Here is a 14,174-nt window from a genome sequence, read left to right as displayed (position 1 = left end):
TCAACCGCGCTTCACGGCATCCACCGTTTTTAAAGCAGCCTGCAAATCTTCATAGATAATGTTCCCGACAACGATGGTGTCCGCAACCGCAGCCATGTTCCGCGCTTGTTCCGGCGTGCGAATTCCCCCGCCGTAGAACAGGTGGCACCCCTCCGCCGCCGATTTGCACGCTTTTACCAACTCCGGATCGCCGTATACACCGCTGTATTCGATATAAACGGTGGGCAGGCGACAAATCTTTGCGGCAACCCGCATGTAGGCTTTCGCTTCGTCCCGATCCGCAACCGGCTTCGCTTGGGTCAACTTCGCCACCGCAGCATCCGGATTGACGACAAGATAGCCTTCGCTGACGATGTCTTCCCAATGCAGATAGCTGCCAAAAGCCTGCAAGCCTTTTACATGCGGGGCGAAAATCCAGTCAGGATCTCCCGCGTTCAGGACAAGCGGAATGAAATACGCATCAAATCCCGGGACAATCGCCTGCAGCGAGGAGATTTCCAATACAGCCGGAACCGCATGACGGCGCACCCTCGACATCAGTTCAAGCGTATTGTCATAGGTAATTCCCTGGGTGCCGCCGATCATGATCGCATCGGTCCCTGATTCACATACTGCTTCCAGCGCCGCATCATCCAGTTCCTTGTCAGGGTCCAGCTTAAATACGTGGCGCCAACTGCTGTAATCGATCACAAATGTTGCCTCCTAGCTTATTTGCCGATCCTCTCCAAAGCAAATTGATAACCGTCATTGCCATAGTTCAGGCAACGTTTGACACGCGAGATTGTGGCCGTACTGGCACCTGTCTCCGCTTCAATCTGGTTATAGGTATAGCCTTTACGCAGCATTCTGGCTACTTCCAGCCTTTGTGCCAGCGATTGCATTTCATTGACGGTGCACAAATCATCAAAAAATCGATAACATTCTTCGATGTTTTCCAAAGAAAGGATCGCTTCGAATAACTGCTCAATGCCTTTCCCCTTTAACTTTTCCAATTGCATCCTATCACCCCATCGGTAAGGTGGTTTTTCACTGTAAAATTTTTATGCGTTAAAGCCTTACCAGTTTAATCTTAGGGGAATTACAAGGGGAATTCAAGTGTTTATTGATATGTAACTGCATCGGCCAGACCGGGTACCGTACTGACGATATTGACCCACGTATTGCCAGGCAATAACGGCAGTTCCTCACTGAAAGAAGCATCCGTATACGCCCGGATCATACCGCCTTCTCGCCGCCATTTGATTTTCCGTGCTTTTCCTTGTTGGAACAGATACCCGTCCCCCGGACCCACGACATCAACCGCTCGCCGGCCTTCTTTATCGAGAATGCGATGATTGGCGGCAATCACCAGCAAATTCGTCACCGAAAGCTGTTTGTTCGTGGTCAAGTCCATATGCGGCTGTCCGTCGCTAAAGCGCAGGTACCGCTTGCTTTGCGCATCGTATTCATAGGCAGCCTTGTTCAACCGATGATAAACAACATCGATGTGTGTGGCCGGTTCTCCATCGGTTATCTCAGCATCAGCCGGCAAAAACGGCAAATACGGCAACTCGGCTGTGGTCCGCATCTTTTTGTCCGCTATGGCTTGCTCGATCTTGTCCAGATTGGTGTAAAGATTATGGGGCGGCTTGCGAAAACTCTCTCGCCAAAAGTATTGCGAGTTGGAGATTTCGTTAATATTGCTGTAGTCGTGACTGGCCAGCGTGGCCAACGCTTCCGGACTGCCGCCCGCATGGACCAGGATCGCATCGAAACCTCTGCCGATCTCAATAAAATACGGGCGAATACTGCGTACCGGCCCGATCACTTCCGGCTTTTGGCTGTGATAGATGGCCAAAAAACGGGTCACTTCTCCCTCTGCCAGCACTTCATAAACGATGTCGGCTTTGTCCAATCCTGATTGGGGGCGAGCTTTCGGCAAATTGTTGACCATGACCATGATCGGCCGCTGATCGAGTTTTTGCTCGTTGCCCATCCCGGTTAACGGAGCCGTAAAAGGATACACCTCCACCGGTTCGGTCGGCTGCGGTTGGGGGTCCAGCTGCGGCGACGGAGCCGGGGGCGTTGGCATTACCGTTTCCTGGCTGCTGCAAGCCGAAAACAGCATGGAAGCGAGCAGCATGATTACCCATGAAGTTCGTTTCATTGACATTTGTTCCGCTCCTTTCCAGTTCTTCCTCACACTTCTGCAAAAACCGGCGGAATCCTGCTTACACAAGTTTCCCACATCTCTTCTATTGGCCTGCCACACAGCCAGATTTGCTCTATGTTAAAATGAAAACAAATGAATGAGAAGCCCTCACGGAAAGCGAGGAAAACAGAAGATGAATGCACTGCCTTATCAGGTTTATCTGGTGGATGATGAGACCAACTTGCTGGAGCTGCTCAAATCGTATTTGCAAAACGCCGGCTATGAAGTCAGGGCGTTTCAAAACGGCACCGAGGTGTTGCCTGTATTGGAAGAGCAACCCCCCCATTTGTGGATATTAGATATCATGCTTCCAGATATTGATGGTTATGAGTTGCTGCGGCTCATTCGCAGCAAATCCGATGTGCCGATCATTTTTATCTCCGCGCGAGATCAGGACATGGACAAGATTATCGGGTTGGAACTCGGCAGCGACGACTATTTGGCCAAACCGTTTTTGCCGCGTGAACTGGTGATCCGGGTGCAAAAACTGCTGCAGCGCACTTATGAAAAAAGCGGAAACCCGGTTGTATCACCGTCCACCGGCTTTCAGGACTGGGTACAAGCGGGGCCGTATTCCATTTCGGCAAAAGGGCGCCTGGTCAAAGAAGGGGAAACGGAGATTGAATTGACGACAAAAGAATTTGAGTTAATCTGCTACTTCCTGCAAAATCAAGGCATTGCGCTGCATCGGGAACAAATTTTGACCGCGATATGGGGAGATGACTATATTGGTTCCGATCGTGCTGTCGACGATCTGGTGAAACGAATCCGCAAAAAAATGCCGAAATTTCCGGTGGAAACCGTTTATGGGTTTGGCTACCGGATGACCCAGCCATGAGCAACCTGAAACTGAAAAATCTCCCCCTCTCCCGGCAAATTTTGCTGCTGTTCATGGTATTGACGATTGTTCTTGGTGTCAGCGTGGGGATTTTGTATCCGTTTGCCGTCAAGCAGTATTTGGTGAACAACACGTACACGCTGTTGGAGGATGAATTCGACACGCTCAGCAACCATATTTCCTTTAATGAAAACCATGTTCTCCTGCCGGTGCCGGCAGCTGCTCCTTTCTTTTTGCAACTGTTGCTGTCGCGCTACGAATATTCCTTTGACATGATTGTTTATGCGGAGAACGGCCAAGAATTGGGCAAGCGGATTTTGGAACCGATACCGAACGGAAGGGACGTTTCCCGCAAACTGTTTGAAGCAAGCGCTGCCTTCCAGGGAGGCACTTTGCAGCACGGCAGTCTGCGCGCCAGCGGGGAGACGTATTTTTTCGTCAGCAAAAAAATGAACTACCAAGGCTTCCCTTACTATTTAGTGTTATTCTCCAAATCGCAGGAACTTAATGAAATCAATTCCATTCTGACGCGACAGTTTTTTATCATTTTTGCCGCCTTGCTGCTGATCAGTTGGCTGTTTGCCGTTTGGTTCAGCCGCTATCTCAGCAATCCGCTGCGCCGACTGGAAGAGTCTTGTCAAAAAATCGCTCATCGCCAATTTGACATTCCCTTGACGATGGATCGTGAAGATGAAATTGGCCAGCTGGCCCGCTCGTTTGAATCGATGAAAAATCAGCTGAAAGAGTATGATGAATCGCAGCGCCACTTTGTGCAAAACATTTCGCATGAATTAAAAACGCCGATCATGGCGATCCAGGGGTACACGCAAGGCTTGATGGAGGGGATTTTTACCGGACCGCAGGCGGAAAAGGGCCTGCAGATCATCATGGAGGAAAGCAAACGGTTGGAAAAAGTCGTGGAACAGCTCCTCTACATTACCAAGGTCGAATCGATCTCGCAAATGCTGCAAATGGGACGGGTCGATCTGAACGAACTGTTTGCGCTGATCGAGCAGCGCCTGTCCGTCCTGAATCCGGAAGTAAAGTGGCAAATCAATTTGCCCGACTCCTTGATCATGGAAGGGGACGGCGAACAGTTAAGCACCGCTTTTCTCAACATTTTGGAGAACCAGCTCCGCTATGCGAAAAGCATGCTGGTCATCAACGTAACTTATCGCGATGGAGACAACAAGCTGGAATTATCGATGGCCAACGATGGTCCCCCGATCGAAGAATCGCTGATTCCCAATCTGTTCCAACGTTTCCGCAAAGGGAAAACCGGCAAACACGGTTTAGGGTTGGCGATTGCCCGTGCCGTATTTGAAGCCCATGGCGGTTCGATTCAGGCCAAAAACGAACCGTTCGGCCCCTGCTTCTATGTTCAGCTGCCAACAAAACAAAAACAAAAAAGCTGAGCTGCCGCTGCTTCAATCCACAAAGAGAGCACCTTTAAGGTGCTCTCTTCATTGTTAGAGTGATTAGCTGTCTGAATTTGCCCTTGAAGCAGACCAGCGACCGTTTGATGCAAGTTACGCGAGATACGCTTCTCTCACCTGCGGATTAGCCAAAAGCGATCTGGCGTCGTCTTTCAAAATAATTTCTCCCGTCTGAATGACGTAACCTCTGCTGGCGACCGACAAAGCCTGGTTGGCGTTTTGCTCCACCAGCAAAATCGTCATCCCTTCTTTGTTCAATTCATTGACAATATCGAAAATTTGTTCGACCAGAATCGGCGCCAAGCCCATGGATGGCTCATCCAGCATCAAAATTTTCGGCTTCATCATCAGGCCGCGGGCAATTGCCAGCATTTGCTGCTCGCCCCCGGACATCGTTCCGCCTTTTTGGTTGAACCGTTCCTTCAAACGAGGAAAATACGCAAACGCCCGTTCAACGCCTTCCTGAATCGTTCGTTTGTCCTGAACAGAGAATGCCCCCAGCTCCAGGTTTTCCCTCACCGTTAACTTTGGAAAGATCCGTCGTCCTTCCGGTACATGGGCGATGCCCAACCGAGCGATCTCATGCGGTTTCATGGCAGTAATCTCCTGCCCGTTCAAAAAGACCTTTCCTTCGCGCGCCCGCGTCTGCCCGCAAATCGTTTTCAATGTGGTCGATTTTCCTGCTCCATTGGAGCCGATCAAGGTTACAACTTCTCCTTTTTCCACCGTGAGCGAAATGCCTTTTAACGCATGAATGCCGCCGTAATAGGTGTGTACGTTTTGCAATTCCAACAAGGCCATCTCCTGATTCCTCCCCCTTACGACACTTCCGAGGCGCTCTTGCCGAGATACGCTTCAATCACTTGTTTGTTGGTGCGGATTTCGTCTGGCGTTCCTTCCGCAATTTTTCGCCCGTAATCCAGCACATGGATGTATTCGCTCAAGCCCATGACCAATTTCATATCATGTTCGATCAAAATAATCGTCAAGTTTAGCTCCGATTTCAACCGTTTGATAAACTCCGTCATTTCCACGGTTTCACGCGGGTTCATCCCGGCAGCCGGTTCATCCAGCAAAATAATTTCCGGATTGGTCGCCAGCGCGCGGGCAATCTCCAGACGACGCTGCAACCCATAAGGCAAACTGCCGGCCGCTTCGTTGGCAATTTGTTCGATCCCTACGTATTCAAGCAGCTTGTAGGCCTCTACCCTTGCCTTCTCTTCTTCCTCCTGCACCCGTTTCAGATTGAACAAAATCCCGAGCAATCCGGCCTTCAACCGGCTATGCACGCCAACCATCACGTTCTCCAGGGCGGTCATTTCTTTGAACAGGCGAATATTTTGAAACGTACGGGTAATCCCCCGCTCGGCAATTTGATCCGGGCGCAGTCCCTTAATGCTTTTGCCATTTAACAAAATTTCACCCTCGTCCGGCTCATAAAAACCGGTAATCATATTGAAAAAGGTTGTTTTTCCCGCCCCATTCGGGCCAATTACTGCGGCGATTGTTCCTTTTTCAATCTTGATTGTCACATTTTCATTGGCAACCAGTCCGCCAAATTTTTTCGTTAATCCGTTCGCTTCCAGCAATGCCATCTTTCTTCCTCCTCCCTACGACGGTTTATTCCGCGACAGCTTGCTCAAAATCCCCAAAGACTCGCTTGCATGCTTGCTTTGCTTGATCGCCTCGAGATCGTTTTTCTTCCGTTTGGCCGGAATCAATCCGTTTGGCCGGTACAAGGCGACCAAAATGAGCAACAGGCCAAAGATCAGCCGCTGGAATTTGGACGGGTCCAACTGGTTCGGCAAATTCAGCAAGCCGGACTGCTGTAAAGTATGCAAAAAGTTGGAAAATTCTTTTAACAATTGCACTTGCAAAATCGTCACGACCGATGCACCGAGGATGACGCCCGGAATGCTTCCGCTGCCGCCGAGAATGACCATGATCAAAATCCCGATCGATTCCATCATCGTAAAAGAAGTCGGGTCAATAAACGATTGCTTCGCCGCAAAAATCACGCCGACAATCCCGGCGAATGAAGCACCGGTCGCAAAGGCAGCCAATTTGGTATGAAGCAGGGAAATCCCCATCGATTGTGCCGCCAGCTCGTCTTCGCGCACGGCGATCCAGGCGCGCCCCAAGCGAGAATGTTCAAAGCGAATATTGGCCAGAATGATAAAGGCAATGACAACCAGCACGATAAAGTAAAAGTAAAAAGGAGTATCCAACCGCACACCGAACAGTTCCGGCGAGGCGATCGGTGTCAATCCTTGCGGTCCGTTGGTAATATTGATCGGCTTATCAAGGTTGTTAAAAATGATCCGGATAATTTCCCCGAAGCCCAACGTAACCATAGCCAGATAATCTCCTTTGACGCGCAGCACCGGCAATCCTAACAAAATTCCGAAAATTGCCGCAACCACCAACCCGACAATCAGAAACGGCCAGAACCATTCACCGCTGAGCGGAAACAGACCGCCAGGGATAAACTCGTTTGCCTGCGCGGTGGCGAAGATTGCGTAAGCGTAAGCCCCGGCCGCAAAAAAAGCGACGTAGCCCATATCCAGCAAACCGGCAAAGCCAACAACGATATTCAAACCCAATGCCATCGCCACATAGATGCCGACCTGGGTCGCTACCTCCATATAATAGCGGTTGCCGCCGGCTACCAGCGGAATAATCACCAGCAACACCAATACGCCCAGCAATATTTTCAGCTTTTTGCTCCCGCGTGTGTAATAAAGCAGAATCAGGGAGACGAGCATACCCATAAAGGCAATGACCGATTGATCAAAAAAATAGAGAGCCAACGCAAACAGAACAATCCACACAAGCGTAAAAAGAAGCGGGACACCGTTAAATTTTCCAAATCGTTTTGCCACTGTTGTCACCTACACTTTCTCTTTTACTGCTTCTCCAAAGAGGCCTTCCGGCTTAAACAGAAGCACGAGAATTAAGATTGCAAACGCAAAGACGTCCTTGTATTCCGCACCGAAAGCTCCATCGGTCAACGGGCCCATATAAGCGCCGGCCAACGCTTCCAACAGACCGAGCAAGACACCGCCGATCATCGCGCCGCGAATGTTGCCGATGCCGCCCAAAACGGCCGCCGTAAAAGCCTTCATTCCGAGGATAAACCCGATATATGGGTCGATCGTACCGTAATTTTGCGCAAACAGCACGCCGGTCGCGCCCCCAAGGCTGGAACCGATCAAAAACGTCAGCATGATCACCTTATCCACATTGATGGACATCAGCGAAGCTGTCGACTGATCCTGGGCAACTGCCCGCATGGCGATTCCCCATTTAGTCTTATTGACAAACATATTCAAGGCAAACATTAAAATAATCGCTAATACAATCACAATAATTCCTTTAATCGAAATGCTGACATTCCCCCCCAGCGGGATGGCGCCGCTGAACAAGGTCGGGCTGTTCAAATAAAATTCGTTTCGGGCCAACGCCTCGGTAAACCGCACCAGGTCCTGCAACAGAAAAGATACCCCGATGGCGGAAATCAACGGAACAAGCCTCGGCGCACTCCGCAGCGGCCGATAGGCGACTCGTTCAATCAAGACCCCCAGCGCCCCCGTGAAAATCATTGCGATTATCAGGGTGAGGAAAAGCGCCACAAACGGATTCATTCCCTGCAAGACCCCCAATGAGTCCGAGATGAGCAGAACCTCTGTCCCGACAAAAGCGCCCACCATAAAAATTTCCCCGTGAGCAAAGTTGATAAATTCGAGAATTCCATAGACCATGGTATAGCCTAATGCGACAACGGCGTACATAAACCCAAGCGTTAGTCCATCAACCAATACCTGAGGTAATATGCTTAGAAGCATGTCTCTGATCCCTCATTCCTTTTTAGTTCTCTATAACATCATCCGCCCGAGACAAGCGCAAACTTTGACAAAACAGTCCTTCTTTTCTGTTAAACCGAATACAGGCAACTTTCTGACTTTTTTCGACAAATTTTTTATCTGCCTGTTCAGCCAAACAAAAAAGGGAGCGAACACCATCGTTCCGCCCCGGGGTGGATGAGGCTACCACAGCTGTTTCGATTGCTTACGTTTACCAGATACTGCCTGACCGAGATTATTCTTATCATAGCAGAAGTATCCCGGTTATGACCATCCTCTCTTTTTCAGACCAATTTAGGCTGAAAGTTATCCCTTGTCAAGTCGAAAGAATAGGCCTTTGCTATTATTCATTTTATGAGAAAACGGAAAATTTACAAGAGAGAAAATTATGCAACAACACTAACTTGCACCTCGATATTTGGGCCAATTTGTCACTTACAGGAATTACCGCGTCTGTTTCTCCGCCTGCGACACAAACTAGAAAAGAGATTTCAACCCCGCACAAGGAGAGAGTGACTTATGAAAAAAAACATCGGCACGATTGACGCGTCCCTCCGCATTACGGTTGGCTTGCTGGGCCTCGCTTACGGGATCGGCAAGATGAACCGGCGTCCTTACCGCACTCCTTGGCTGCTGATGACCTTGTCCGCGATGAAAGTGGCGGAAGGCTTTACCCGTTTTTGCCCCATGCTGTATGCGATGGGCACCAATACCAAAAACGAGAAACAGATGGGCGACTTTATCACCAATATGGTGGCAAAAGGCGATATGATGCAAAACATGTCCAATCTGGCAAGCAAAGCGATCCCTGCGATGGGCAATGCCCAAGGGCAAAAGAAAGCCGCCAGCGAGCAACCGAAGCAAGAACCGACGATGAGCGAAGCGGAAAAAGCGATGGAACAGGAAATTCGCCAAATGGTCGGGGGCGTCGGCAATCGGCAACAGGAGAGCGCAAAACATCCTTCGTCCGGTTATCACCGGGACGAGTACCGATCCCACACCTATTCTTAGGAGGGTGTAACGATGCGTATTCTTGGACCCTCCGCCTACGAATGGGCTTCCCACAATTTTTTTCTGGCTGCGGCAGTGGTTGGCGTCGTTGTCGTCATGGCGCTGTTTCTGTACAATCGCACAAAAAAAGGGAGATACCGCCAATAGTCAGCGGATCTCCCTTTTGTCTTGTTACTTGACGCGGCGCAGCGCTTTGTCGGCGATGTCGTTCCGGTAATGGGCGCCAGCGAAGGAAATTTGCTTCACCGCTGCATAGGCAGCTTCCCGTGCCGCCAGAATCGACTCGCCCAGACCGGTGACTCCCAAAACGCGGCCGCCATCGGTGACAAGCCCGCGCTCGTCTCGGCCGGTGCCGGCGTGAAACACAATCGTGTTGGCAGGCGTTTGCTCAAGACCGGTGATCGGCGCTCCTTTTGGATAATCACCGGGATAGCCCGGCGCGGCCATGACGACACAAACCGCGCTTCCTGCTTTCCAGCGTACATCCAAGTCGGCCAATTCGCCGCTGATCGTGGCCAGTATCACATCAAGCAGATCGGTTTCCAACAGCGGCAAAACGACCTGCGTCTCCGGATCGCCAAACCGGGCGTTAAACTCGACTACCTTCGGGCCTTCTTCCGTAATCATCAATCCTGTATATAATACGCCTTTAAACGGGATGCCATCGCGGGCCATTCCGCTGGCAACCGGTTGAACTATCTTCTCCACAATTTGTCCGACCAGTTCGGCTGACATATGCGGTACCGGCGCATACGTCCCCATCCCGCCTGTATTCGGTCCTTTATCACCATCAAATACTTGTTTGTGGTCCTGGGAGGTAATCATCGGCTTGACCGTTTCCCCGTCGACAAACGACAGCAACGTCAGCTCTTCGCCGCGCATGAATTCCTCAATTACCACACGTGCGCCAGCCTGTCCAAAGGCACCGGCTTGCATAATCTCAAACAGCGCCTCTTCCGCTTCTTGCAATGTTTCCGCCACCACTACGCCTTTTCCGGCAGCCAAGCCATCGGCCTTGACGACGATGGGCGCTCCCTGCTGGCGGACATAGTCCAGCGCCGATTGATAATCGATAAATGAATTGTAGCGGGCTGTCGGGATGCCATAACGCGACATCAGATTTTTGGCAAACGACTTGCTTCCTTCAATCTTCGCCGCTTCCGCCGTCGGCCCAAAAATCGGCAATCCCCGCTGGCTGAAAAAGTCAACGATTCCGCCGAGCAAAGGACCCTCTGGCCCTACTACGGTCAGATCAATCCCTTCATCCTTGACAAATTGGGCCAAGCCGGCAAAATCATTAACGGATAACTGTACATTTTGCGCCAGCAGAGCGGTCCCGCCATTCCCCGGAGCACAATAAAGCTTTTCAACTTTTGGACTTTGCGCCAGTTTCCAGAGAATTGCATGTTCCCGACCGCCGCTGCCAATGACCAGTACCTTCATCCGTACCTTCCCTCCTAATGTTTGAAATGACGCACACCTGTAAATACCATTGTAATCCCAAACCGGTTGCAGGCGTCAATCGAATCCTGATCGCGAATCGAGCCGCCTGGTTGAATGATCGCCGTCACGCCCGCTTTAGCTGCTTCTTCCACAGTATCTGGCATCGGGAAAAAGGCATCGGAAGCAAGCACCGCTCCCTTGCTCTTCTCACCCGCCTGCTCAATCGCGATTTTCGCCGCGCCAACCCGATTCATTTGGCCAGCGCCGACACCGATTGTCATATTGTCTTTGGCCAGTACAATCGCATTGGATTTGACATGCTTCACCACTTTCCAGGCAAACGCCAACTGGGCCGATTCTTCCGGAGTCGGTTGCCGCTCGGTTACCACTGTCCATTCAGAAGGAGTCAGTTGTTTCGTATCATAATCCTGGATCAGCATGCCGCCGCGTACCGGAGCGATGCGAAACTGCCGTTGCTGGCTTTCTTGCTGCAGCGTCGCCAGCTGCAGCAAACGCAAATTTTTCTTTTCCATCAAGATCGCCTTGGCTTCCTCGGTGAAATCAGGCGCGATAATAATTTCCAAAAAGATTTCCTTTAGCTTGGCTGCTGTTTCTCGATCGATTGTCCGGTTCGCGGCGATAATTCCGCCAAAAATGGAGACCGGATCGGCTTCATACGCTTTTTCATATGCTTCCAAAACCGTTGCGCCGATACCGACGCCGCATGGATTGGAGTGTTTGACGGCAACGACCGCCGGATCGGCAAATTCGCGAACAATCCCGATCGCAGCGTCCGCATCATTGATGTTATTATAGGACAATTCTTTGCCATGCAATTGGATTGCTCCGGCAATACTGCCAGCGACCGGCAAAGGCTCCCGATAGAAAGCGGCTTGCTGGTGGGGATTTTCTCCGTAGCGCAAATCTTGAACTTTTTCATACGTCACTGTGTAGCTTTCCGGAAGCAGCTCGCCGACCTGGTCGCTTAAATAGCGGGAGATCAAGGCGTCATAGGCTGCCGTGTGGCGGAAAACTTTTGCCGCCAGTCTGCGCCGGGTTTGCAAAGTGGTATCGCCCTGCTGCTCAATTTCTGCGGCAACCTGCTCATAATCTTGTGCATCGACCACCACGGTCACAAACTGGTGGTTTTTCGCGGCCGAGCGAAGCATGGTCGGTCCGCCAATATCGATGTTTTCAATCGCTTCCGCATAGGCGACGTTTGGCTTTGCGATCGTCTCTTTGAAAGGATACAAGTTCACCACGACCAAATCAATCGGCTCAATCGCCAATTCTGCAAGTTGTTGTTGATGGGCTTCATTGTCGCGAACGGCCAGCAAGCCGCTGTGAATCGCGGGATGCAGCGTTTTGACCCGGCCATCGAGAATTTCCGGAAATCCGGTAACCTCGGAAATGCCGGTGACGGGAATGCCCGCATCCTTCAGCAATGCGGCTGTTCCGCCTGTTGAGATCATCTCAATCCCCTTCGCAGCCAAGCGACGGGCAAATGGAATCAATCCGGTTTTATCAGAGACACTGATCAATGCTTTTTTTATCGCCACTCGTTTGAACCTCCAAACTTTTCGGAAAGTATAAGCCAATCACGAACATTATATTTAAATTAAATCATAATTGTACGGCAATTTCAAGGTTAAGTCCCTTGTCCACAAACCGGAATATTTTGCGCGATTGCTTGATTTGACAAAGAAAAAACAGCCACTCGTGCCTGTTTACACGTCGGCTGTCAGTTTATGAGTGGTTCGCCCTTTGATGCGGATGCGGTCAAGAACAAGATCCTGCACGACCTCCACGAGCAGTTGCCGTTCCACCGCATGGATTTTTTCCGTCAAAGACTGATGCGTGTCGTTCGGTTCGACCCTAACCGGGATCTGGGCAATAATCGGACCAGAATCAAGGCCCGAATCGACAATATGAACGGTCACTCCCGTTACCTTGACTCCGTAGGCAAGCGCCTGGCCGACCGCATCTTTGCCGGCAAATGCCGGGAGCAGCGACGGATGCAGGTTGATCATCCGCCCTTGATAAGCGTTCAGCAGCGTTGGCCCAACCAGCCGCATATAGCCGGCGAGAACCACCAGAGAGATACCGTGCGCTTGCAGTTTGAAGACAATCTCTGCTTCACACGCTTCTTTGCTCGGATAACTTTTCGGTTCAAAGGCAAACACCGGCACTCCCAAGCGATTGGCTCGCTCGACACAGCGGGCAGACGGCCGGTCTGTGACCAGCAGCGATACTTCCGCTCCCGTCAGCCGCCCTGTGTCAACCGCTTGTACGATGTTCTCAAAATTGGAGCCATTTCCTGACGCGAAAACAGCCAGCTTTTTCACCGTACCACCTCATGGTAGCGTACTTCTCGCGCGCCGTTGTCAATTACCCCGATTTCATATGCCGGCTCGCCAAGTTCAGCCAACATCTCCAGCACATCGCTCGCTTCTTTCGCGTCAACAACCGCGACCATGCCGATCCCCATGTTAAACGTGCGGAACATGTCAGCTTGCGAAATCTGGCCGAGTTCCTGCAGCATGCTGAAGATTGGCGGGATGGGCCATGAACCGAGCGTAAGCTCCGCAGAGGTTTGTTCCGGCAATACGCGCGGAATATTTTCCGTAAACCCTCCGCCGGTAATATGCGCCAACGCCTTGATCTCGAATCGCTCCATCAACGCCAGCAACGGTTTGACATAGATTTTGGTCGGCTTCAGCAGTTCCTCTCCCAGTGTAGTGCCAAGCCTGTCGATATATTGGTCCAACGACAACCCATGATCGGCCAGCAAAATTTTGCGCACCAGCGAAAAGCCGTTGCTGTGCAATCCGCTTGAGCCGATCCCAATAAGCCGATCGCCGGGCCGGACCGATTTTCCGGTGATCATTTTCGCTTCGTCGACCACACCTACGGTAAATCCGGCAATATCATACTCGCCTTCGCCGTACATCCCCGGCATTTCCGCCGTCTCGCCGCCGATCAGCGAACACCCGGCCTCGGCGCAGCCTTCCGCAATTCCTTTGACGATCGCCTCGATCTTTTCCGGAACCACCTTGTCGCACGCCAAGTAATCGAGGAAAAACAATGGCTCCGCCCCTTGCACGACCACATCGTTGACACACATGGCCACCGCGTCAATGCCGATCGTATCGTGTTTCTCCATCAAAAAGGCAAGCTTCAGTTTCGTTCCGACTCCGTCCGTTCCGGAGACCAGCACCGGCTGCTTGTATTTGCTCGTATCCAGACGGAACAACGCGCCGAAACCGCCAAGTTCGGTCATGACTTCGGGGCGGAACGTCCGTTTGACATGTTTTTTCATCCGCTCTACCGCTTCGTTTCCCGCAGCAATATCTACGCCGGCTTGCTTGTAAGCTTCACTCATGGCTTTCCCC

At 51.2% G+C, this 14,174-nt stretch carries 15 protein-coding genes; 4 read left to right on the top strand and 11 right to left on the bottom strand.

Annotated elements, in window-relative coordinates:
• The 3 genes from pcrB to JOD01_RS05525 all read right to left on the bottom strand — a co-directional run bounded on the left by pcrB (position 1) and on the right by JOD01_RS05525 (position 2,146).
• Positions 1–690, bottom strand: a complete 690-nt coding sequence (pcrB, locus tag JOD01_RS05535) for a heptaprenylglyceryl phosphate synthase (protein ID WP_204517268.1) — start codon at positions 688–690, stop codon at positions 1–3.
• 17 nt (positions 691–707) lie between these two features.
• Positions 708–998 carry a YerC/YecD family TrpR-related protein gene (locus tag JOD01_RS05530; RefSeq protein ID WP_204517267.1) on the bottom strand — a complete coding sequence of 97 codons (291 nt, stop codon included), beginning with the start codon at positions 996–998 and terminating at the stop codon, positions 708–710.
• A 101-nt stretch (positions 999–1,099) separates the two neighbouring features.
• Positions 1,100–2,146 (bottom strand): DUF3048 domain-containing protein, encoded by a 1,047-nt coding sequence (locus tag JOD01_RS05525; protein WP_204517548.1) that lies wholly within the window; start codon positions 2,144–2,146, stop codon positions 1,100–1,102.
• A gap of 178 nt (positions 2,147–2,324) precedes the next feature.
• Here JOD01_RS05525 and JOD01_RS05520 point away from each other — a divergent pair, with 178 nt between their 5' ends.
• Together JOD01_RS05520 and JOD01_RS05515 are read left to right on the top strand one after the other, a co-directional pair.
• A complete protein-coding gene (locus JOD01_RS05520) occupies positions 2,325–3,029 on the top strand; it encodes a response regulator transcription factor (RefSeq protein WP_204517266.1) in 705 nt (234 codons plus the stop codon).
• Positions 3,026–4,444, top strand: coding sequence for a sensor histidine kinase (locus JOD01_RS05515; RefSeq protein ID WP_204517265.1), 1,419 nt, complete (start codon positions 3,026–3,028; stop codon positions 4,442–4,444). The genes JOD01_RS05520 and JOD01_RS05515 overlap by 4 nt, the downstream gene beginning before the upstream one ends.
• Positions 4,445–4,558: 114 nt before the next feature.
• Here JOD01_RS05515 and JOD01_RS05510 read toward each other — a convergent pair whose 3' ends face one another.
• The 4 genes from JOD01_RS05510 to JOD01_RS05495 are packed head-to-tail and all read right to left on the bottom strand — an operon-like array spanning position 4,559 to position 8,310.
• Positions 4,559–5,266, bottom strand: a complete 708-nt coding sequence (locus JOD01_RS05510) for an ABC transporter ATP-binding protein (RefSeq protein WP_204517264.1) — start codon at positions 5,264–5,266, stop codon at positions 4,559–4,561.
• Positions 5,267–5,283: 17 nt separating this feature from the next.
• A complete protein-coding gene (locus JOD01_RS05505) occupies positions 5,284–6,060 on the bottom strand; it encodes an ABC transporter ATP-binding protein (RefSeq protein WP_204517263.1) in 777 nt (258 codons plus the stop codon).
• A gap of 15 nt (positions 6,061–6,075) precedes the next feature.
• Entirely contained in the window at positions 6,076–7,347 is a 1,272-nt protein-coding gene (locus JOD01_RS05500) for an ABC transporter permease subunit (RefSeq protein ID WP_204517262.1), read from the bottom strand.
• A gap of 9 nt (positions 7,348–7,356) precedes the next feature.
• Positions 7,357–8,310: a branched-chain amino acid ABC transporter permease gene (locus tag JOD01_RS05495; protein WP_204517261.1), complete on the bottom strand. Its 954-nt coding sequence runs from the start codon at positions 8,308–8,310 to the stop codon at positions 7,357–7,359.
• A gap of 537 nt (positions 8,311–8,847) precedes the next feature.
• On the opposite strand from JOD01_RS05495, the gene JOD01_RS05490 reads away from it, so the two are divergent.
• Positions 8,848–9,339 (top strand): YgaP family membrane protein, encoded by a 492-nt coding sequence (locus tag JOD01_RS05490; protein WP_204517260.1) that lies wholly within the window; start codon positions 8,848–8,850, stop codon positions 9,337–9,339.
• A 12-nt stretch (positions 9,340–9,351) separates the two neighbouring features.
• Positions 9,352–9,486, top strand: coding sequence for an EYxxD motif small membrane protein (locus JOD01_RS19835; protein ID WP_275581925.1), 135 nt, complete (start codon positions 9,352–9,354; stop codon positions 9,484–9,486).
• 24 nt (positions 9,487–9,510) lie between these two features.
• Here the strand turns inward: JOD01_RS19835 and purD are convergent, their stop codons facing one another.
• The 4 genes from purD to purM form a co-directional block, all read right to left on the bottom strand.
• On the bottom strand, positions 9,511–10,782 hold the full coding sequence (purD, locus tag JOD01_RS05485; protein WP_204517259.1) for a phosphoribosylamine--glycine ligase: 1,272 nt from the start codon (positions 10,780–10,782) through the stop codon (positions 9,511–9,513).
• 14 nt (positions 10,783–10,796) lie between these two features.
• Positions 10,797–12,341 (bottom strand): bifunctional phosphoribosylaminoimidazolecarboxamide formyltransferase/IMP cyclohydrolase, encoded by a 1,545-nt coding sequence (purH, locus tag JOD01_RS05480; RefSeq protein WP_204517258.1) that lies wholly within the window; start codon positions 12,339–12,341, stop codon positions 10,797–10,799.
• 168 nt (positions 12,342–12,509) lie between these two features.
• Positions 12,510–13,127, bottom strand: coding sequence for a phosphoribosylglycinamide formyltransferase (purN, locus tag JOD01_RS05475; protein WP_204517257.1), 618 nt, complete (start codon positions 13,125–13,127; stop codon positions 12,510–12,512).
• Positions 13,124–14,164 carry a phosphoribosylformylglycinamidine cyclo-ligase gene (gene purM / locus JOD01_RS05470; RefSeq protein ID WP_204517256.1) on the bottom strand — a complete coding sequence of 347 codons (1,041 nt, stop codon included), beginning with the start codon at positions 14,162–14,164 and terminating at the stop codon, positions 13,124–13,126. The genes purN and purM overlap by 4 nt, the downstream gene beginning before the upstream one ends.
• Positions 14,165–14,174 lie beyond the last annotated feature (10 nt).

The sequence above is a fragment of the Brevibacillus fulvus genome, assembly GCF_016908525.1.
Classification (GTDB): Bacteria; Bacillota; Bacilli; order Brevibacillales; family Brevibacillaceae; genus Brevibacillus_G; species Brevibacillus_G fulvus.
This window is presented reverse-complemented; position numbering and strand designations above follow the sequence as displayed.